Annotated in this window: 19 protein-coding genes; 1 reads left to right on the top strand and 18 read right to left on the bottom strand. The window is 28.8% G+C overall.

All coding sequences use genetic code 11. The features are described from left to right. The 5 genes from IAA47_09415 to IAA47_09395 all read right to left on the bottom strand — a co-directional run. Positions 1-121 (bottom strand): ROK family protein (locus tag IAA47_09415; GenBank protein ID MBU3843179.1); only part of this gene is annotated, 121 nt, incomplete at its 3' end. A gap of 16 nt (positions 122-137) precedes the next feature. Continuing rightward, complete coding sequence (locus IAA47_09410) at positions 138-1,001, bottom strand: ketose-bisphosphate aldolase (GenBank protein ID MBU3843178.1); 864 nt, start codon at positions 999-1,001, stop codon at positions 138-140. Positions 1,002-1,051: 50 nt separating this feature from the next. Then, positions 1,052-2,116: a PTS fructose transporter subunit IIC gene (locus tag IAA47_09405; GenBank protein ID MBU3843177.1), complete on the bottom strand. Its 1,065-nt coding sequence runs from the start codon at positions 2,114-2,116 to the stop codon at positions 1,052-1,054. 16 nt (positions 2,117-2,132) lie between these two features. Continuing rightward, entirely contained in the window at positions 2,133-2,441 is a 309-nt protein-coding gene (locus IAA47_09400; GenBank protein MBU3843176.1) for a fructose PTS transporter subunit IIB, read from the bottom strand. 2 nt (positions 2,442-2,443) lie between these two features. After that, positions 2,444-2,893 (bottom strand): PTS sugar transporter subunit IIA, encoded by a 450-nt coding sequence (locus IAA47_09395; protein MBU3843175.1) that lies wholly within the window; start codon positions 2,891-2,893, stop codon positions 2,444-2,446. Positions 2,894-3,098: 205 nt separating this feature from the next. On the opposite strand from IAA47_09395, the gene IAA47_09390 reads away from it, so the two are divergent. Next, on the top strand, positions 3,099-5,087 hold the full coding sequence (locus tag IAA47_09390) for a PRD domain-containing protein (GenBank protein ID MBU3843174.1): 1,989 nt from the start codon (positions 3,099-3,101) through the stop codon (positions 5,085-5,087). Positions 5,088-5,138: 51 nt separating this feature from the next. Here IAA47_09390 and IAA47_09385 read toward each other — a convergent pair whose 3' ends face one another. From IAA47_09385 to IAA47_09325, 13 genes are all read right to left on the bottom strand, one after another. Next, a complete protein-coding gene (locus IAA47_09385) occupies positions 5,139-5,396 on the bottom strand; it encodes a hypothetical protein (protein ID MBU3843173.1) in 258 nt (85 codons plus the stop codon). A gap of 21 nt (positions 5,397-5,417) precedes the next feature. Continuing rightward, positions 5,418-7,550 (bottom strand): ribonuclease R, encoded by a 2,133-nt coding sequence (gene rnr, locus IAA47_09380; GenBank protein ID MBU3843172.1) that lies wholly within the window; start codon positions 7,548-7,550, stop codon positions 5,418-5,420. A 2-nt stretch (positions 7,551-7,552) separates the two neighbouring features. Continuing rightward, positions 7,553-8,119 (bottom strand): bis(5'-nucleosyl)-tetraphosphatase (symmetrical) YqeK, encoded by a 567-nt coding sequence (yqeK, locus tag IAA47_09375; GenBank protein MBU3843171.1) that lies wholly within the window; start codon positions 8,117-8,119, stop codon positions 7,553-7,555. Between the two features lie 191 nt (positions 8,120-8,310). Continuing rightward, positions 8,311-8,850 carry a GerMN domain-containing protein gene (locus tag IAA47_09370; GenBank protein MBU3843170.1) on the bottom strand — a complete coding sequence of 180 codons (540 nt, stop codon included), beginning with the start codon at positions 8,848-8,850 and terminating at the stop codon, positions 8,311-8,313. An 18-nt stretch (positions 8,851-8,868) separates the two neighbouring features. After that, positions 8,869-9,888, bottom strand: a complete 1,020-nt coding sequence (locus IAA47_09365) for an N-acetylmuramoyl-L-alanine amidase (protein MBU3843169.1) — start codon at positions 9,886-9,888, stop codon at positions 8,869-8,871. Between the two features lie 64 nt (positions 9,889-9,952). Beyond that, positions 9,953-10,225, bottom strand: a complete 273-nt coding sequence (yajC, locus tag IAA47_09360; protein ID MBU3843168.1) for a preprotein translocase subunit YajC — start codon at positions 10,223-10,225, stop codon at positions 9,953-9,955. 65 nt (positions 10,226-10,290) lie between these two features. After that, positions 10,291-11,469, bottom strand: a complete 1,179-nt coding sequence (dnaJ, locus tag IAA47_09355; protein MBU3843167.1) for a molecular chaperone DnaJ — start codon at positions 11,467-11,469, stop codon at positions 10,291-10,293. A gap of 65 nt (positions 11,470-11,534) precedes the next feature. Next, positions 11,535-12,407, bottom strand: a complete 873-nt coding sequence (locus IAA47_09350; GenBank protein MBU3843166.1) for an aldose 1-epimerase family protein — start codon at positions 12,405-12,407, stop codon at positions 11,535-11,537. 90 nt (positions 12,408-12,497) lie between these two features. Next, the gene (gene dnaK / locus IAA47_09345) at positions 12,498-14,318 is read right to left on the bottom strand and encodes a molecular chaperone DnaK (GenBank protein ID MBU3843165.1); all 1,821 of its coding nucleotides are present in this window, start codon (positions 14,316-14,318) and stop codon (positions 12,498-12,500) included. Between the two features lie 56 nt (positions 14,319-14,374). Next, positions 14,375-14,965 carry a nucleotide exchange factor GrpE gene (gene grpE / locus IAA47_09340; GenBank protein MBU3843164.1) on the bottom strand — a complete coding sequence of 197 codons (591 nt, stop codon included), beginning with the start codon at positions 14,963-14,965 and terminating at the stop codon, positions 14,375-14,377. Further along, complete coding sequence (gene hrcA, locus IAA47_09335) at positions 14,955-15,983, bottom strand: heat-inducible transcriptional repressor HrcA (protein MBU3843163.1); 1,029 nt, start codon at positions 15,981-15,983, stop codon at positions 14,955-14,957. The genes grpE and hrcA overlap by 11 nt, the downstream gene beginning before the upstream one ends. A gap of 162 nt (positions 15,984-16,145) precedes the next feature. Beyond that, positions 16,146-18,107: a response regulator gene (locus IAA47_09330; GenBank protein MBU3843162.1), complete on the bottom strand. Its 1,962-nt coding sequence runs from the start codon at positions 18,105-18,107 to the stop codon at positions 16,146-16,148. Between the two features lie 18 nt (positions 18,108-18,125). Then, on the bottom strand, positions 18,126-20,249 hold the full coding sequence (locus IAA47_09325) for a sensor domain-containing diguanylate cyclase (protein ID MBU3843161.1): 2,124 nt from the start codon (positions 20,247-20,249) through the stop codon (positions 18,126-18,128). Positions 20,250-20,273: the final 24 nt, after the last annotated feature.

The following is a 20,273-nucleotide window of genomic DNA, read 5'->3' as shown; positions in this document are numbered from 1 at the left end:
TTGCTAAAGTAATTTCTGGTGTTTCAGTAGGAAAACTAACTTTTTCAAAAATTTCTCCCTTTTCATTTCCAACACCACAGATAAATTTTGTTCCTCCAGCTTCTATTGCACCTATTATCATAAATTTCTCCACTGAGTTAATATAATCTTGCTTTGTCAATACAATTAAATAACTCTAATTTATGTTTTACAACTTTTTTTGCTTCATTTATTGCAGTTGAAAAAATTTCATGAGGCTCCATTAGTTTTTCATTTTCTTTTAATGTTTCTCTTACTTTTTTAAAGAATACACTTTTTATATCGCTAGAAATATTTATTTTACAAATACCTAATTTAACCGATTCCGCAATTTCATTATCAGGATTAGCAGATCCTCCATGTAATACTAATGGTATTCCTACTTGACTCTTTATTTCTTTTAATAATTCCAAATTTAATTTAGGAGTCATCCATTTAGGATATAACCCATGCGATGTTCCTATAGCAACAGCTAAAGTATCTATCCCTGTTCTCTCGACTAGTTCCCTTGCTTTAACTGGATCTGTATAAATTATTTCACTTGCTCCTCCTTCATATGAATCTCCTAAATTTCCAATTGTTCCTAACTCAGCTTCAACAGATACATTTAAAGGTTTCGCTATTTCAACTATCTCTTTTGTAATTCTTACATTTTCTTCAAATGAATAGTGCGAAGCATCTATCATAACTGAAGTAAATCCACATCTAATCGCTCTTATAACTTGCTCTTTAGTTCCACCATGATCTAAATGAATTACTGCTGGAATATGTGTTTTCATCGCTCTTACTTTTACATATTCTATAAACTCATCTGTTAAGTATTCTAACTCTGAGGGGTGAATAGCTAAAATTATCGGTGCATTATTCGCTTCACATTCTTCTAAAGCTGTTTTTAATAATTCTGCACTTCCTATGTTATAAGCTCCTACAGCAAACTTCTCCTTTTGTGCAACTTGTAATAATTCTTTCATGTTCATTAACATAATTTTACCTCCACTCAATTATTTTATATTTTAATAAAATTTTTAACTCCTTATAAACTTTCTATCTCAAAATCATCCAAATTCATATCCTCTTCCATAATTAACTCTCCTTCTTCTTCTTCAGGAGTAGGTACTTTTTTAGTTATTGAAAGAATTGCCGCCATTACACAACTTCCTATAATTAAAGCAGCTATAAATCCTAATGGATTTTGAACAAACGGTATTATAAACACTCCCCCTGATGGAATACTCGATCCTACATTCCACAACATTGATAATCCTCCAGCTATCATCCCACTTATTGTACTTGCTGCTATAACTCTAATTGGATCTCTTGCTGCTATTGGTATTACTCCCTCTGTTATCATACATAATCCCATTGGAAAAGCTACTTTTGCTCCTTCTATTTCTGCCTTAGTATACTTATTTTTAGTTAATAAAACAGATAATCCTAATCCTAATGGTGGAACCATTGCCACCATTACTTTAACTGCTTCTGGACCATATATTCCATTTAATAAAAGCCCATCAACAAAAATAGAAGCAGTTTTATTCACTGGTCCTCCAAAATCAAATCCTACCATTCCCCCTAATATTGCTCCTGTAAGAAATTTTCCCTTACCGTCCAAATTAACTAAAAAATCTAAAAGAAAATTTTGTAATGCTACTATGGGAACACCTACAATAAAATATGCACCTAAACCACAAATAATTATTGATAGTAATGGCAATAACATTACTGGAACTAATCCTTCCATTGATTTAGGAACTTTTATATTTTTCTTTAACCAAAGTACCACAAATCCAACAACAAATCCAAATAATATTCCTCCTAAAAATCCAGCTTTTATTTCATTCGCTAAATATCCTAAAACTAATCCTGGAGCTATTCCAGGCTTATCTGCTATTGAATATGCTATAGAGGCACAAAATACAGGTACTAATAAATTCATACCATAAACACCTAAATTCACAAGAACTTCACTAATTTTGGTTTCTATTCCAAACCTAGGTATAATTTGACCTATTGCTATACATAATCCTGCTGCTACAACTAGCGGTAACATAAATGATATTCCTGTTAATAAATGTTTTTTTATTTGTAAATTTTTTATCATAATCTTTCACCTCTTACTTATCTATATTTTCCTCCAATTTTTCATATAACTTTACTGTTCCTTTTATTGCTACATTAGTAGGAATTTTTATAACTTTCTTACCTTTAAATCTCTCAGTACCAATTTTTATATCTGTAGCTAATATTACAAAATCAGCATTTTTTATTTCTTCTGGAGAAAGTTCATTCTCAACCCCCATTGATCCTTGGGTTTCAATACTAACAAGATGTCCCCTTTCTTTACCAACGCTTAATAATTTCTTTTGAGCCATAAAAGTATGAGCTAATCCAGCTGTACATGCACAAACTCCAACAATTTTCATAATTACCACTCCTTTTCTAAAATTTTTATAATTTCTTTTTTATCATTTATTTCTTTTATCCTATTTATATTTTCTTCTTCTGATAAATTTCCAGCTATTTTAGCCAATAATTTTAAATGCAATTCATTTTTATCTTCTAACCTAACAGCAAATAAAACAACTAGATCAACTTTTGAATTATCTAAAGTTTCCCATTCAATTGCTTTTTTCAATTTTGCTACTACAATAGTTGTTTCTTTTACTCCTTCTGATTTACCATGTGGTAATGCTAATCCATTTTCAATTCCTGTAATACCTTCATTCTCTCTAATATATATATCTTTGATAAAGGTTGATTTGTTTATCAATTTTCCTGCTTTGTTTAACTTTTCAGCAAGTAACTCTAGCAACTCATCTTTTGTTTTAGCTTCAATTTCTAAAAAAATATTTTCTTCACTTAGAATCTTTTCCATTTTTATCACCTCTTTTTATTCTATACACAAATTTTACCAGTTTTTTTGTTTTTTTCAAGATAAATAACACTTCATTTTAAAACGAAATATTTTTTTTCAAAACAAAAAGAATAAATTATTTTCATTATATTTTGAAATAAATTTTAGAAGCATCTTCTCATAAAAAATGATATAATAAATTAAATATTTTTTTAAGGTGAAAACTATGAGTTTAAATAAAAAACATTTTGAATTACTTCTATCTTTAGAAAAATTAAACACTTTAAATGATCTATCTATATTTTTAAATACTTCTGAAAGAAATATACGTTACCAAATAGAAGAATTAAATTTTGAATTAAAAAATGAATATCAAATTTTAATAAATAAACAAAATATAAGTTGGAATGGTATCCATATACCTCTCGAAATTGTTTTTAATGATATTAACAAAATTTACTATTCATTTTCTACAAATGAAAGAATTGCATTATTTATACTTTTTTCTTTAATTTTTAAAGAAAATATAAATATAGCATTATTTAGTAAAAAATTAGAAGTTTCTAAACCTACTTTAAAAACAGATATTAAATTATTACAGAGTATATTAAAAGAAAATAAAATATATCTACTTCAAAATGAAAATTTAGAATATTATTTTAAATATACAGATATTGATTTTATTTTTTTTATGGTTTCATTTTTAAATAAATATATTATTTTTAAAAATGGAAAGTTTAAACCAAGAAAAAAATCTTTTTTCTATTCCTATTTTTTTGAATATTTAAATCCTAATAAAATATTTAAAATTAATAGTACTTCTTTAATGAATATTAGAGATAATGTTTATACCTCTGATGAAGCTTTTAATTTATTTATTATTTTTATTTGTCTTTTAAAATTTTACAAACCAAGATTACAATATAGAGAAAATATAAATTTTTTTAAATATTCTTCTGAATTTACAATTATAGATAAAAATTTTCCCAATCTAAATTTAGATGATAAATTATGGCTTTGTGATTTTTTAATTGGTACATCTTATAATATAAAAAATCCATTAAATATTTTTAAAAATTGGCTAAATATTGAAATTGAAACTTATAAGATTATTTTAGAGTATTCAAATTTAAAAAATATTACATTAACTGGAGATAAAATTTTATACCACGAATTATTAAACCATTTAAAACCCTTACTTTACAGAAGTTTAAAGAATATTACATTAGGTAATTCTATATTGAGAGAAATTAAACATGATTATAGTGATTCTTTTGAAATCTGTAAAAATATTTTTCTTAATTTTGAAAAAAACTTAAATTTAAAAATCTCTGAAGATGAAATTGCCTTTGTAGTATTATTATTTGAAAGAGCTATTCAAAGAACTTTAATAAATAAAAAAATCAAAAACATTGCTATAGTTTGTAATTTTGGTATTAGTACATCTAGTTTTTTAAAAATGAGATTAAAAGAATTATTTAAAATTAATTGTATTCAAACTTATTCATTACAAGAATACCAGAATATTAATAGTCAGTTTGACTTAATAATTACAACAATTGATCTAGAAGAGAGAAATGACAAAACTCCAATTGTCAAAGTTAGCCCTATATTAACTAAAGCTGACATAGAAAACTTGAAAAATTTTTCATTTGATATTTCTATGATAAATACTGAAGAATTTATTTATGAACTTGAAAAATTTTGTGATAATTTAGAAATCGAAAAATTAAAAATCTTTCTCAAAGATAACTACTCTCCTTTTTTTTATGAAAAGCCCTTAGATAATAAAGAAAAATTTATTGAACCATTTTTGATCAATGAAGTTGATGAAATTAGTTCAATAGAAGAAGGAATAAAACTTTGTACTGCTCCTCTTCTTGAACATAGATATATTGAAAATTCATATGTAGATTCATTAATAAAAGAAAGTATTTCAAATAAAAATAATAATATCTATATTGGAAATAGGACTATCTTTCCACATTATTTAAATGAAAATAATGTGTTTAGTACCAAATTTAGTTTTTTAAAATTAAAAAAACCTATTTTTTTTAAAGAGAAATATTGTAGTTTAATTATTTGTTTTTGTACAAATAAAAAAAATATTTATCATAACTTTTTATTTAATTTATTTGAACTTTTAGAAACAAAAGAAGATGAATTTCTTAATTTATCTTTATCTGAACTCTACAATTATCTAAAAGCTTTATAATCATTTAAAAATAAGAGGACTTTAGCTCATTTGCCAAAGTCCTCTTCAATTTTATCTCATCCCAACTTCTATCTTCGCTTTCTCTAGCTCAAAATATAGGATCCCATTTTTTAAAATTCCCTCTTTATCTAAATCCTCGTCAGAAAAATCAAATATAACCTCATTTAAAACAAGTGTGTAATTTCCTACTCCGACAGGAATTAAATCTAGTTTTGAGATATTTGAGCTCGAATATGTCATATCCTCACTCTCAATTATCATACTTATAATATTTTTTCCCTCTTCCATTAATAACTCTCTTAATCTCATTTTATCCCACCTCTATTTTTATTATTTTAATATAAGCCCTTCATCCATTACAAAGTTTGGTACTACTTCAATCTCTAATTCAGCTAAGCTTGCTCTTACTAAAGTTACCTTATATCTATCACCTATACTATAGAATTTACCAGTATCAGTATCTCTCATCACATACTCTCTATCATCAAACTCATAATAGTGTTTAGCTGAAACAACATCCCAGAAACACTCTACATGATCTTCAGTTTCAAAGAATACTCTCTTATTACTAAATCCTACTATTGTAGCTTCGTACTCTTCTCCAACCTTATCCATCATATATTCAACTAATTTTATTTTAACACTTTCATCTTCGATTTTCATTGCTGCTCTCTCTGTTTTAGATATGTGTGCACATGTTACTGGTAATTCTTCCATATTTCTCATTATAGTTTTCTTATTTGGATAACCATGTAATACAGAGTTTAATATTCTATGAACAGTCAAATCTGCATATCTTCTTATTGGAGATGTAAAATGAGTGTAGTACCCAGAAGCCAGTCCAAAGTGTCCATAGTTTTCAACTGTGTATTTAGCTTGTTTTAATGCCATTAATATCATCTTATGTACTAATAGATTAATTCCTCTCTCTTTAGAATCCTCTATTATTTTTTGGAATTGTTTTGGATGTATCTCCTCTAAAGAGTGTATTCTGTACTTAAACTTAGCTAAAGTTTCATTTAGATTTTTTATTCTTTCCATATCTGGTTTTTCGTGAGTTCTATATACAGATGGAATCTCTAACCAAAATAGCTTTTCTGCCACCGTTTCATTGGCTGCTATCATAAAATCCTCTATGATTCTTTCTGATTCTCCTCTATCTCTACTTTTTATATACTCAACTTTTCCCTTTTCGTCCAACACAAGTTTTATTTCTGGAATATCAAAATCTATACTTCCTCTTTTATATTTTACCTCTCTAATTATTTTAGAAAGTTCTAACATATCCATAACCATATCTTTTATAGGAGCATAAGTTTTTAAAGCCTCTTCATCTCCAGCTATCATCTTATTAACATTGTTATATGTCATTCTATAGACAGTTTTTATCACTGATTTATATGTATCAGAGTCTACAACTTTTCCCCTTTGGTCTATCTCCATCTCACAAGTAAAAGTCAGTTTATCCTCATTAGGATTTAAAGAGCATATTCCGTTTGATATCTCCTTTGGAAACATTGGTAACACTCTATCTACTAAATATACCGAGTTCCCTCTTTTATATGCTTCTCTATCCAATGCAGATCCTTCTGGAATATAGTGAGAAACATCAGCTATACTTACGATTAGTTTATAGTTTCCATTTTTTAATTTTTCTACATAGACAGCATCATCTAAGTCTTTAGCATCATCACCATCTATTGTTATAATTGGTAGGTGTCTTAAATCTCTTCTTCCTTCTAACTCCTTCTTACCTATCTCTACAGGTATACTTCTAGCTTCTGCCATCGCTTCTGGTGGAAAGCTTTCAGACATTCCCTCTCTAATAATCAATGCTTCTATCATATTTTTAGTATCATATGGATTTCCTAGTATCTCTACTATCTCTCCCTCTGGTTTTCTCTCATTATCTCCCCAGAAAGTTATTCTTACTACTACTAGTTGATTATTTTCAGCATTTTTCATTCTAATAGCTGGAATATAGATATCTCTTCCAAAAGAGTGAGTAGGAGTTACAAATCCAAAATTTTTATTTTTTTGGAATATTCCAATAACTATATCCTTATCTCTACTTATTACTCTTACTACTTCTCCCTCTTTTTTTCTATCTCCCTTCATTCCAGCTGTCAGTCTTACAAAAACTGTATCTCCATCAAGAGCTCCATTAAAACCACTTTTAGGAATGAAAATTCCCTCATCTTCAGTATCAACAAAGGCAAATCTATCTTTAATTATACTAAATACCCCTTTAATATATCCTTGAGTTTCTGGAAGATTGTATTTACCTCTATTATTTTTGATAAGTTCACCATCACTTACCCATTTCTCTATTATATCTCTATTCTCCTTTTTAAACTTTGGAGACCACCCCAATAACTTAGTTATCTCATCTAATTTTAAACCCTTTCCCTTTGTATTTTTAAATATTTCTTTTAATTTTTCTAACTCTTTTTCTATCTTCATAATTACCCCCTTAGGCTCTTTAGCCAATCTCTCATCTCTAAAGTATTTTTGTGTATTTTTCCTCCACAACTATCTAAATACTCTATCTTTCTATCTATCTCATAGATGATTCCTTCATCTAAATCTCTATCTGTTATCTCTCTTATCTTATCCACATTTGGATAATCTCTATTTTTTTCTATCCCATCAGCTATATATATCACTCTACCTAGCTTTGATAGTCCTTTTTTTCCTATAGTATGATATTTTATAGCTTCTAATATCTCTTCATCCTCTATTTTTAACTCATCTCTAGCTATCATATATCCTACAAAACCATGTAGTATCTCTGTTATCTTTATATCCTCTTCAGATAACTCATCTGAAAAATATTTTCTACATACCTCTTCTAAGCTATCTACATCTACACTTTTAGCAATATCATGTAGTATTGCTGCCACTCTAGCTTTCTCTTCATCAACACCATATTTATTAGCTAATTCTACAGCCTTCTCCTCTACTCCTAAGGTATGTATATATCTTTTCTGAGTAACTCTTGATTTTACAAGTTCCCTTAATCTATCTAACATTTCTCGGCTCTAACCCCCCTTAAAAAATACTCTTTTCCATTTTAATTATACCATATTTATTTAATTATATAAAAAATAGAGCAAATAAGCAAAGGAGAATGTAAAAAACACAACTTTTAAACAAAATAAATTTGTGTTTTTAGTACTCCAAGCTATACTTGCTCTTTATTCTTAATAACCACACCAAATTATTAAATATTTGTATTTCTAGTATAGACTTTTGAGAAACTTCCCTCTTCTTCCTCTCTTCCATCTATTAAAAATTTAATTTTTTGTATATTTCCTATCTCTGTAACACTATTTACTATTGAGTATATTGCCAATAAATTTTTTCTATTTTCAGATTTTAATTCTAACATATTAGCATCTACATCTATATATACCATATCTCCAGTTATAAAGATATTTCCTATCTCCACTTGAGAAGTTTTCAACACTTTATTTTTCCATAAATTTTCTATGCTAAGCTGTGTAATTTTTCTTATTTTATCCTTTGGTTTTATATATTGTGGAATCTCGTCCTCTTTTTTTATCAACCTATCTCCCTTATCAGAAAGTGTATAAAGAGTTATCTTCTCTACTTTTCCCTCTTCAACTACCATATTCTCTTTTTTATCCAGTTCAACTATATTTATTTGTTCAGAAGATTTTTTCATTTGAAAATATGCTATTCCAGTTACTACTACCAATCCCCATATTATTCCAACTACTACCAATACTTTTTTATTCAACTCTACACCTCTTTAATATTAATAGAAATTCTCTCTTACCATCTTAGCTATCTCTTGGGCCATCTTTTTTTGAGAGTTTGTATTAATCAATTTATTAATATCATCTTTATTGTTAATAAATCCCAACTCCACAAGCACTCCAGGTCCGTTAAAACCTCTTAGAACAGCAAAGTTTGCCCCATGAATTCCTCTATCCTTCATTCCCAATCCTTTAGCTAAAGCAGCAGATGTTTTTTTAGCAAATCCTATAGATATTTCTTGATTTTTCTTGTAAGCTAATTCTCCCATTATCTGCACTATATTACTAGTTTTCTCTCCATATTTATCCCCAACACTGTTTTCAAATGCAGCTATTCTTTCAGCATAAGGAGATGATTTTTTAGAGAAATAGAATACCTCCATACCTGATAAAGTATTTTTTACTGCCGAGTTCACATGTATACTTATAAACATATCAGCTTTAGCCCTATTAGCTATCCTTGGTCTCTCTCCAAGTGTTACGAACACATCACTGTCCCTAGTCATTACTATATTAAAATCCTTTTTCAAATCATCTCTTAAATATTTTGCTACAGCTAGGGCAATATTCTTTTCATAGTACTTATTGAATCCAATAGCTCCAGGGTCTTTTCCTCCATGTCCAGCATCAATAGCTATTGTATATTGTTTTTTAGCACTCTTATCATTAAATGTAAAAACAAAATCATTACCGCTAAAAGATGTTGAATAGGATATATTTTTATTAAGTTTTATGAAGAAACCTACTGAGCCCCCATAATCAATAGTAGAAAATTCTTCAACATACTTTGATGAGTAATTTTTATCATTAATTTTTGTTGATAGGTTACTTCCTGGAAATTCCACAAATATCAATCTATTGTATGAATCATAGTTTATTTGGTAAGCTGATTTATTACTCCCAGTAAAATTAAAAGTAAGCTTACTTCCACTTTTACTTACAGAGCTTATTGTTCCTCCAAAACAGAAACTTGTTATAATCAGAAATAATATAAAAAATTTTTTCATCAATCTCTCCATCTCTATCATGAAAAAAGAGGGTAGGGAATTGTCCCTTAAACCCTCCTTAAAATTTCTTTAATTATTATTGTAATACTGTTGATATAGCAGTTTTTCTAAAAGTTATTTTTACACCTTTATCTACTCTTACTTCTACATAATCTCCTAATACTGCTACTACTGTTCCCTTTATTCCTCCAACAGTAATAATCTCAGATCCTTCTTTTATAGAGTCTAACATCTCTTGTTGTTTCTTTTGTTTCTTTTTATTTGGTAATATTAATAGAAAATAGAATACTGCTATCCATATAGCAAAAGTAAGTATCATTCCACCATATTTACCTAGTAATTGTTCCATTATTATCCCCCTCTAACCAAATTTTTCTTCTCTTTAGTATAGCATAAAAACTTTTATTTTTCAAACTATTTAAAAAATGCTTTTACTTTATCTAACCATGTTTTATGCTTCGTATAGTTTTTATCTTTTAAGCTATCTTCAAAGGCTCTTAGTAATTCTCTTTGTTTTTCATTTAAATCTATTGGAGTTTCTACAACAACTTTTACAATTTCATCTCCTACCATAGATCCTCTCAATGCTGGTAATCCCTCTCCTCTCATTCTAAAGCTCTTACCTGTTTGAGTTCCTGCTGGTATTTTTATTATTTTCTTACCTTTTAAAGTAGGTACTTCTACCTCTCCACCTAGAGCAGCTGTTGTAAATTTAATAGGGATTTCACACATAATATCCATTTCATCTCTTTCAAAGATTGCATGGTCTTTAACTTTTACTATCACATATAAATCTCCATTTGGTCCACCAGATTCACTAGCTTCTCCCATACCATCAAGTCTTAATTTTTGTCCATTCTCTATTCCCGCTGGTATTCTTACTTTCTTTTCAACTGTCTCTTTTGCTATTCCAGTTCCACCACAAGATTTACATTTTTTCTCAGGTACTTTTCCTTTTCCATGGCACTCATCACATTCCATTTGACTTACCATATTACCTAAGATTGTTCTTTGAGTTACCTCTACATAACCTCTTCCATTACATTTTGGACAAGTTTTCATTGCACTTCCAGATTCTGCACCTGTTCCATCACAACTTTTACACTTTCCATTTCTCTTATATTTCAGAGTTTTTTCTACTCCTGTTGCTACCTCTTCAAGTGTTATCTCAACTTGGTATCTTAAGTCTCTTCCTGGCTCTACATAACTTCTTCTTGATGAACCTCCAAATCCACCACCGAATCCTCCAAATCCAGAACCTCCTCCACCGAAGAATGAACTGAATATATCTTCAAATCCTCCAGCTCCACCAAAGCCACCAAATCCACCACCGAATCCTCCAGCTCCTTGCTCAAATGCTGCATGTCCAAACTGATCATATTGAGCTTTCTTTTGTGCATCTGATAAAACTTGATAAGCTTCATTTACCTCTTTAAATTTTTCTTCAGCTTCTTTTTTCTCTTTTTCACTTGCATTACTGAACTTATCAGGGTGGTATTTCATGGCTGCTTTTCTATATGCTTTTTTTATTTCATCTTCTGAAGCTCCTTTAGATATTCCTAGGACTTCATAGTAATCTCTTTTATCTGCCATTTAATATTCTCTCTCCTTCAACAATAATTTTACACTCTTTTTTAATTATATCATAGATTTTAAATTTATAGAATTTCTATATCTATATTTCTTATAAATTTTTCTCCAACACCAATTACTTCAATACCTTTTTTTTCTTCTATATTACCACTACAATTATCATAATCAGATATTCCACACCAAGGCTCTAAACAAACATACTCAGCTCCTACCATATTCCAGAAAGCCATATACGTAAATCCTTTATATGTAAAACTTACATTGTAGTTAGTTTTATCATTTTTAATATTTACTTTTGAAGAGTTAGGATTCTCTATTATCAAAGCATCATTTTTGAATCTCTCTTTTGTTAAAACTATTTTTTTACCATCAAAAGCTTTTTCTGTTTTTTGAGAGTCAATTAGTGCATTATTTACTATTTTTATCTCTCCACTCTCCTCTTTTTCAAACTCTATATAGTAATCAGAATAGTCTATCCCATTACCTACTGGTAGTGCAAATGCTGGGTGTGCTCCTAAAGAGAAATACATCTTTTTATCTCCTAAATTTTCAACTCTATACTCCATCTTAAGCTTTTTTCCCTCTAGGATATATTTTAAATAAAGTTTAAAATTAAAAGGATAAATTTTTAGTGTTTCATCATTACTTTCAAATAGAAACTCAACACTTTTTTCATCTTGATGATTTACTTTAAACTCATAATCTCTTGCAAATCCATGTCTTGTTTTTACTTGATACTCTTTTCCTTCATAAAAATATCTGTTTTCTTTCAAAGCTCCAACAAAAGGAAATAGTATAGGAGAACATTTAGCCCAGAATCTTGGATCCTTTTGCCACATATACTCTCTACCATTTTTTAAATCTTTAAGCCCTACTAATTCTGCACCAAAACTTTCTAATCTAACTTCTAATAAACCATTATTTAATCTTATCTCCATATTCCATTCTCCCTTATAATTATAAGATAAGGGAAGAGGGGTATAACCCCTTCTCCCCTTCTATACTTTCATTAGAACTTTTTATCTATATTAGTCTACTACTTCAGCTTCAGCTACATCGTCATCTGCTTTTTTATTTTCTTGAGCTCCTGCTTGTTGTCCAGCTTGTGCCTTAGCTTGAGCTTCTTTATAGATCTCTTCAGCAAATTTGTGAGCTACTTGAGATAGGTGTTCCATAGCTTTGTCTATAGCTTCCTTATCTTCTCCATCTTTTACTTTTTTAAGCTCTTCTATAGCCGCTTCGATATCTTTTTTCTCTTGCTCAGAAGCTTTATCTCCATACTCTTTTAATGATTTTTCAGTAGAAGAGATTAACATATCTGCTTTATTTCTTGTTTCAACTAATTCTTTGAATTTTCTATCTTCAGCTTCATTAGCTTCAGCTTCTTTAGTCATTCTTTCGATATCTTCTTTAGATAGGTTAGTTGATCCAGAAATAGTTACTGTATTTTGTTTTCCAGTTCCTAAATCTTTTGCTGATACGTGTACGATTCCGTTTGCGTCGATATCAAATGTTACTTCGATTTGAGGTACTCCTCTAGGAGCTGCTGGAATTCCTTCTAAGTTGAATTCTCCTAATTTATGGTTGTCAGAAGCTTTCGCTCTTTCTCCTTGTAATACATTGATTGTAACAGCTGGTTGGTTATCTACTGCTGTTGAGAACACTTGAGATTTCTTAACTGGGATAGTTGTATTTTTCTCTATCATCTTAGTGAATACTCCTCCAAGAGTTTCAATTCCTAATGATAATGGAGTTACATCTAGTAATAATACGTCTTTAACGTCTCCCATTAATACTCCACCTTGAATAGCCGCTCCTGCTGCAACTACTTCATCTGGGTTGATTCCTTTATTTGGTTTTTTACCGAAGAATGATTCTACCCACTCTTGAACAGCTGGTATTCTTGTAGATCCTCCTACTAATAATACTTCATCTATTTCAGATGGATTTAATTTAGCATCTGCTAAAGCTGTTTTTGTAGGTCCTTGAGTTGCTTCTACTAAGTGTCTTGTTAAATCATTAAACTTAGCTCTTGTTAATTTCATCTCTAAGTGTTTAGGTCCTGTAGCATCCATAGTGATGAATGGTAAAGATATTGAAGTTTCCATCATTGATGATAACTCTTTTTTAGCTTTTTCAGCTGCATCTTTTAATCTTTGGTATGCCATTTTATCATTTGATAAATCTATTCCTGTTTCTTTCTTGAATTCTGAAGTTAACCAGTTGATGATAGCCGCGTCAAAGTCGTCTCCTCCTAAGTGGTTGTTTCCTGCAGTTGCTATAACTTCGATTACTCCATCAGCTATTTCAAGTACAGATACGTCAAAAGTTCCTCCTCCAAGGTCAAATACTAGAACTTTTTCCTCTTTTTTCTTTTCAAGTCCATAAGCTAGTGCTGCTGCAGTTGGTTCGTTAATGATTCTTTTTACATCTAATCCAGCTATTGCTCCAGCGTCTTTAGTTGCTTGTCTTTGAGAATCTGTAAAGTAAGCTGGTACAGTGATTACTGCTTCTTTGATTTCTTCTCCTAAGTAAGCTTCAGCATCTTTTTTAAGTTTTTTAAGTATCATAGCAGAAATTTCTTGTGGAGTGTATTTTTTTCCAAATATTTCCACTTTATAGTCAGAACCCATGTGAGTTTTGATTGAACTTACTGTTGAGTTTGGATTTGTTATAGCTTGTCTTTTTGCTATCTCCCCTACTATGATCTCTCCATTTTCTTTTATGTTTACTACTGATGGAGTAGTTCTTGCTCCTTCAGAGTTAGGGATAACTGTTACGTTACCTCCTTCCATTATTGCTACACAAGAGTTTGTTGTTCCTAAGTCAATACCAATTATTTTACTCATTTTAAAACCTCCTAAAATACTCTATCTATATTAAAACTTTATTTACTATGATTTGATTATCCTTTTTTACAAACTTTAACCATTGATGGTCTGATTACTTTTCCCTTCATTGTATATCCTTTTTGTAACTCTAATACAATGTGATCATCTTCAAACTCTGGGTTATCCTCTACCATTACGGCATGATGATACATAGGGTCATACTTTCCTTCTGACTTTATAGCCTCTACTCCCTCAGATTCCATAATTCCTTTTAATTGTCCTAGTATCATATCTACTCCTTTTACTAGTCCATCAAAGTCTTTAGTTGCTGATGAAGCTGCTATAGCTCTCTCTAAGTTATCTAGTCCATCTAAAAGTTTAGTTATTATCTTTTCAGAAGCAAACTTTCTAAGTTCTTCCATCTCTTTTTCTTTTCTCTTTGTAAAGTTTTGGAATTCAGCTTGCTTTCTTAAGTATGATTGTTTCCAATCCTCTACTTCAGCCTTTAATTTTCCTATTTCTTCATCTTTTTGTGCTAATATATCCTCTTGCTTTGGCTCTTCTACTTTCTCATCTTTACAAGAGCACTCACATTCAGGTCCACATCCACACTCTTTTTTATCTTCTTCTTTTTTTCCAAACATCTCTTTTATTTTATCTTTCATCAATTTCATCCTTTCTCTCAATCTGATTTTGATTTATTACCTTATTTACCTCTTGAGTTACATATTTTATAAGTCCCATTGTCTTCGAATAAGCCATTCTCTTAGGTCCTATTACTCCGATTACCCCTTGTGAATCTCCAATGCTATATGTTGAATATACAAAGCTATAATCCTCTAGTTCCTTTATTCCTAGCTCATCTCCAAATACTACCTCTACTCTTCCATTTGTAGTATTTCTTGTATTTATTATATGCTCAAATATTCCTCTGATATCTTTTCTTTGATTAAATAGTTCCAATGCTTCTGAAACTTCATTTACATTTTTATCTCTAAATATACTTGGTACATTATTAATAAATAGCTTCCCATCATCCTCATAATGCTGTGCTACCTTAGGAATAATTTTCTTCTTACCTAATATAAAATTTTCAATCTCTGTTGAACTTAAATCTTCAACTTTCAATCTCTCATTTATCTCTTCAGTAAGCTCAGCTAACTCATCTTTAGTTATTGGATTTGTCAGTATTACCTTTTTAGTTTTTACAGTTCTATTTTCTAAAACGATTATACTTATTATCATATAATCATCTATATGTACTAACTCAACTTTTTTTACCTTCTCTATTATTATAGCTGGCCCCATTGCTATTCCAGCATATGTAGTCAACTTTGAAAGAAGTGAAGATGTATGTTGTAATAACATATCCAATTCATTTACACGATTCTCATAAGAAAGTTCAATATTTTCTTTCTCCTGTTTCGTAAGTTTCTCTATTTTTAAAAGTTCATCAAGATAGTATTTATATCCCTTATCAGTAGGAATTCTTCCAGAAGAGGTATGAGTTTTTGCTATAAATCCCATATCTTCTAAATCAGCCATTACATTTCTAATAGTTGCTGAGGAAAGATCAATACCATATTTTTTTACCAATGTCCTAGAACCTATAGTATCACCAAAATTGAGGTAATAGTTTACTATAGCGTTTAATACGAGTTTTTCTCTCTCTGTTATAGACATTTTTACCACCTTTTTGTTAGCACTCGTTTATTAAGAGTGCTAATTCTTATAATGTAAATATATAATATTTTTTTCTTTTTGTCAAGTTTTTTTTTATTTTTTATAAAAAATAAGGACCTTTACCTCTTCTAAATTGTAAAAGTCCTACTCTATATATTTTATCTATATTGCTTTTAAAATATTAATTATTTTTTTTATATCGATAGGTTTTGGAATATGATCATTCATACCATAATATCTTGCTTTTTGAATATCATCTGAAAAAGCATTTGCTGACATAGCAACTATTACTATACTCCTTGCATCTTCTCTATCAAGCTCTCTTATATTTTTAGTAGCCATATAACCATCCATTATAGGCATTTGAATATCCATAAATATAATATCAAACTCTCCTATTTTAGAATTTTTAAAAATTTCTACTGCTTTTGTACCGTTTTCTGCTATTTTTACTTCTGCTCCTGTAAGACTTAAAAGCTCATAAGCAATCTCACAATTTAACTCATTATCCTCTACGAGTAATATTTTTTTACCTTTAAGGTTCAGCTCTTCCAATCTCTCTTCTTCAGCTTCTATCTCTTCTCTTTTTTCTTCTTTTTTTCTCTCTATTTCAAGCTCTAAAGTCACATATACGGTTGTTCCTTTACCTAACTCACTATCTATTTCTATATTTCCATTTAGTATTGAAACTAAGTTATGCACTATAGACATTCCTAATCCTGTTCCTATTTCTGAACTTTTTTCTCTACTAAAAGGTTCGTAAATTTTTTTTAAAAATTCCTTTGATATTCCTATTCCATTATCTTTAACTTCTAACTGATAGCTTTTCCTATCCTCTTTTTCATTTTTTAATTCTCTTACTACTATTTCTATTTTACCACCTTTTGGTGTATATTTTATTGCATTTGAAACAACATTAGTAAAAATCCTCTGCAAAGATACAATATTCGATTTTACATACTCATTTTTTAAGTTTTCATATCTTAAACTATAATCTTGCTTTTTCTTCTTAGCCAATTCACAATAAATTTGACTTAATTCATTTGTTAGATTTTTTAAATTAAAAGTTTCTATTTTTTCTATATAATTTTCATTCTCTATTTTACTCATATCTAGAACTTGATTTATTAACTCCAACAAAATATTACTTGCCTTTAAAATCTTTGTTAAACATCCGTCTACTTTATCTCTATCTTCTAAATTTCTTTTAGCTATTCCTACCATTCCTATTATGGCATTTATTGGAGTTCTTATATCATGAGACATTCTTGATAAAAAACTAGTTTTTGATATGTTAGCTTGCTTAGCTGCCTCATAAGCTTCTTTCAAATTTCTTGTATTCTCTTCCTCTTTACTTTTTCTATCAGTTATATCTTTTAATGTTATTATTAAGTATCTATTTTCTTCACTCTCTTTTTTAAAAAATATTGTATACTCATACCAATTATTTTTATTCTTTATCTCTCTTATCTTTACACTCTCTTTTTGAGTTAAAATTTTCTTCAAATTCTTTATTAAAAAATCATCCTTTAGTTGTTCTATCTCCTCACCTTCAAAATGCTTTTCCAATATTTCTAAAAACTCTTCATAACTTAATTTTTTTTCTATTTTCTTTTTAGAAAAAATAGATTTTAATATACTAATATCTCTTTTCTCTAAATCAATACGATATATTCCATCATAAAGTATTCCTAAGGAGTTTGTTATATCAATGTTTAATTTCTCTAACCATTCTTTTTCTTTTTTAGCTAAAGTAAGTTCAGTAATATCCTGATGATACCCTGAAATTCTAATTCCATCTAAATATTTAGAATCTAATGTTCCTCCACATCTTACATATGTTTTTCCCCTTTTAGGACTTTTCCAAGAATAACTTATTTCAGCTTTACCAACTTTAACTATCTCTTCTACAGTTTGATTTACTCTTTTATAATCCTCTTCCTCTATATTTTCAAACCATTTTCTATAAACAGCTTCTGGGGTATCATTTTTATTTGCTTCTATTAAACTTAACATAGTATCATTTGCAAACATTCTTGGTAATTTATTATTATCAATTTCTATTGTCCATATTCCTATATCAGCCTCTTGCAAAATATCATGGATAACTTTTTCATCTATCATCTATTCCACCAACTTTCCTTAAAAATTTACAACCAACTTATATCCGTCTTTCTTTTCTCTTTTTATATCATACATTAAGTCATCTGCAGCTAAATAAAGAGTTTCAAAATCTTTCTTACTATTGAAAGTTACTACTACTCCTATTGAAGCACTTATCTCTATTTTTTTTCCTTGCTCTTTATAAACTCTTTTCAAAGCGGTAGTTAATAATTTTGCTTTTCTTTCTGCAATTTCACTACTTTTAATATCCTTCATAAAAACAACAAACTCATCTCCACCTAATCTAGCTACTAAATCCTCTTCTCTAAAACTATTTACTAAAATTTTTGCTGTATCTTTTAAAACAATATCTCCATATTGATGACCATAGTTATCATTTATACTTTTGAAATTATCTAAATCTAAAATAAAGAATGCTCCACTTCTTACATCATGAGAGAAAAAATCATTTATTCTATTTTTTATAGCACTTCTATTGTATAATCCTGTCAACATATCTCTTTCTGCTTGATTTATTAAAGACATCTCCCTTTTTTTCTCTTCATCTATATCTCTAACTACTATTACAATATTCAACTCATCATTTTTAGGAGTCGCTGTAAAATAAATATTTGCTCTTACCCAAATATATCTTTCTTCATGAAGACAACGATACTCTACTGTAAAAGCTTTACTCCCATATTCAAAATATTTTTTTTTACATCCTTCTATACTTAAAGCTTTCTCTAGCCATTTTTGGTCATCTTCATAAATATTATTTTTTATATATTTTTTTATGAAACTCTCATACTCTATTTTATTCTCTTCAAAATTTTCAACATTTAATAACAGTATGCTATTTGCTGTAATATTTCCCTCTAAATAAAATACAGAACCTTCATTCAAGGCATTCTTATAATGTCTTTCTCTTTCTAACTTTAACTCTTTTTCTTTAGAATCAGTTATATTTTCAACTACTCCAATTATTTTTCTCATACCATATTTATCAACAAAGGGATTTAGCAGTGTTATTTTTTCCCAAATATATCTATATTTTTCATTTTTCTTTTTAACTATGCAAGAAGCACTCTTTCTTCCACCTTTTATCGCCGAGAATATCTCTATAAGTTTTTCTTTTCCCTCTTCTATAATTAGACTTCCCTCTAACATTTCAGGGTATATCTCTGTATAATTACTATATTCCTCTATAAAATATCTTTTATTTCTAAAAATTATTTTTCCAGTTTCATCATCATATGTAAAGATAACCATATTACTATTTTCTAAAGCTACTTCAAATAACTCCTTTTCTAATTCTAGCTCTTCAAGTAACATACGATTTTCTTTATATCTATGTGAAAGATTTGATAGTATTAGAGTCAAAATAATCAAACTCACAAATACAACCAAAACTCCATCTAATTTCCCCAGAAAATTAATTGGTTCTAAGGCTATTTTCCACTTATTATTAAAAATGTTTACAGTAAATACTCTAGGTAATGTCATCTCACCTTTACTTTTAGCAATTAATTTTTCCTCTCCATTTGAAAATGTAGTTATTTTATAGTTATAATCTGAAACCTCATTTAAGTCAATACTATCTATAAAATCTGGAAATTTTGCAATAACAACACTAAATCCAATAAATTTATCACTACCATCCTCTTCTTCCATAAAAATCGGATTTCTTATAATTAATCCTCTACCACCTTGGTATAAATCATATGGTCCAGATACTACTGCTTGTTTTTTCTCCATTGCTAAATAAGCATCTTCTTTCCTATCTTCAGCCTTAAAAATATCTAAACCTAATGTCCCTACATTTCTTTTCAATGGATATATATATTCAACTTTTCCACCTTTTAAATAAAATATCCCCATAATTTCATTATCTTTATAAAGTGAATATAAATATTTGGAAATTTTATAAAAATCCTCTTGTGATAAATTTCCCTTTCTTATTATAGTAAATTCTTTCAAATACTCTGTTACATCCTCCAAAACTTCCATCTTAACCTTTATTTTATTAGTTAAAATTATCCCTACATTTTTAATTTGATTCTCTTCTGTTATTCTATGTTTATATATTTGAAAGATAACTATTAATATAGTAAATAATATCCCTATTATCATTATTTTCATATCAAAAAATTTGTTTCTCATAACTAAATAACCCCTTTTATTCTA

The sequence above is a fragment of the Candidatus Fusobacterium pullicola genome (genome assembly GCA_018883725.1).
GTDB lineage: Bacteria > Fusobacteriota > Fusobacteriia > Fusobacteriales > Fusobacteriaceae > Fusobacterium_A > Fusobacterium_A pullicola.
The sequence above is the reverse complement of the archived record's forward strand: the minus strand, read 5'-3'. Positions and strand labels throughout refer to the sequence as shown.

Bases quoted from the DNA above. Each gene is read 5' to 3' on its own strand.
- IAA47_09410 (MBU3843178.1), bottom strand. From the start codon at position 1,001: ATGTTAATGAACATGAAAGAATTATTACAAGTTGCACAAAAGGAGAAG.
- IAA47_09400 (MBU3843176.1), bottom strand. From the start codon at position 2,441: ATGAAAATTGTTGGAGTTTGTGCATGTACAGCTGGATTAGCTCATACT.
- IAA47_09395 (MBU3843175.1), bottom strand. From the start codon at position 2,893: ATGGAAAAGATTCTAAGTGAAGAAAATATTTTTTTAGAAATTGAAGCT.
- IAA47_09390 (MBU3843174.1), top strand. From the start codon at position 3,099: ATGAGTTTAAATAAAAAACATTTTGAATTACTTCTATCTTTAGAAAAA.
- IAA47_09385 (MBU3843173.1), bottom strand. From the start codon at position 5,396: ATGAGATTAAGAGAGTTATTAATGGAAGAGGGAAAAAATATTATAAGT.
- rnr (MBU3843172.1), bottom strand. From the start codon at position 7,550: ATGAAGATAGAAAAAGAGTTAGAAAAATTAAAAGAAATATTTAAAAAT.
- yqeK (MBU3843171.1), bottom strand. From the start codon at position 8,119: ATGTTAGATAGATTAAGGGAACTTGTAAAATCAAGAGTTACTCAGAAA.
- IAA47_09365 (MBU3843169.1), bottom strand. From the start codon at position 9,888: ATGGAGAGATTGATGAAAAAATTTTTTATATTATTTCTGATTATAACA.
- yajC (MBU3843168.1), bottom strand. From the start codon at position 10,225: ATGGAACAATTACTAGGTAAATATGGTGGAATGATACTTACTTTTGCT.
- dnaJ (MBU3843167.1), bottom strand. From the start codon at position 11,469: ATGGCAGATAAAAGAGATTACTATGAAGTCCTAGGAATATCTAAAGGA.
- IAA47_09350 (MBU3843166.1), bottom strand. From the start codon at position 12,407: ATGGAGATAAGATTAAATAATGGTTTATTAGAAGTTAGATTAGAAAGT.
- dnaK (MBU3843165.1), bottom strand. From the start codon at position 14,318: ATGAGTAAAATAATTGGTATTGACTTAGGAACAACAAACTCTTGTGTA.
- grpE (MBU3843164.1), bottom strand. From the start codon at position 14,965: ATGAAAGATAAAATAAAAGAGATGTTTGGAAAAAAAGAAGAAGATAAA.
- hrcA (MBU3843163.1), bottom strand. From the start codon at position 15,983: ATGTCTATAACAGAGAGAGAAAAACTCGTATTAAACGCTATAGTAAAC.
- IAA47_09330 (MBU3843162.1), bottom strand. From the start codon at position 18,107: ATGATAGATGAAAAAGTTATCCATGATATTTTGCAAGAGGCTGATATA.
- IAA47_09325 (MBU3843161.1), bottom strand. From the start codon at position 20,249: ATGAGAAACAAATTTTTTGATATGAAAATAATGATAATAGGGATATTA.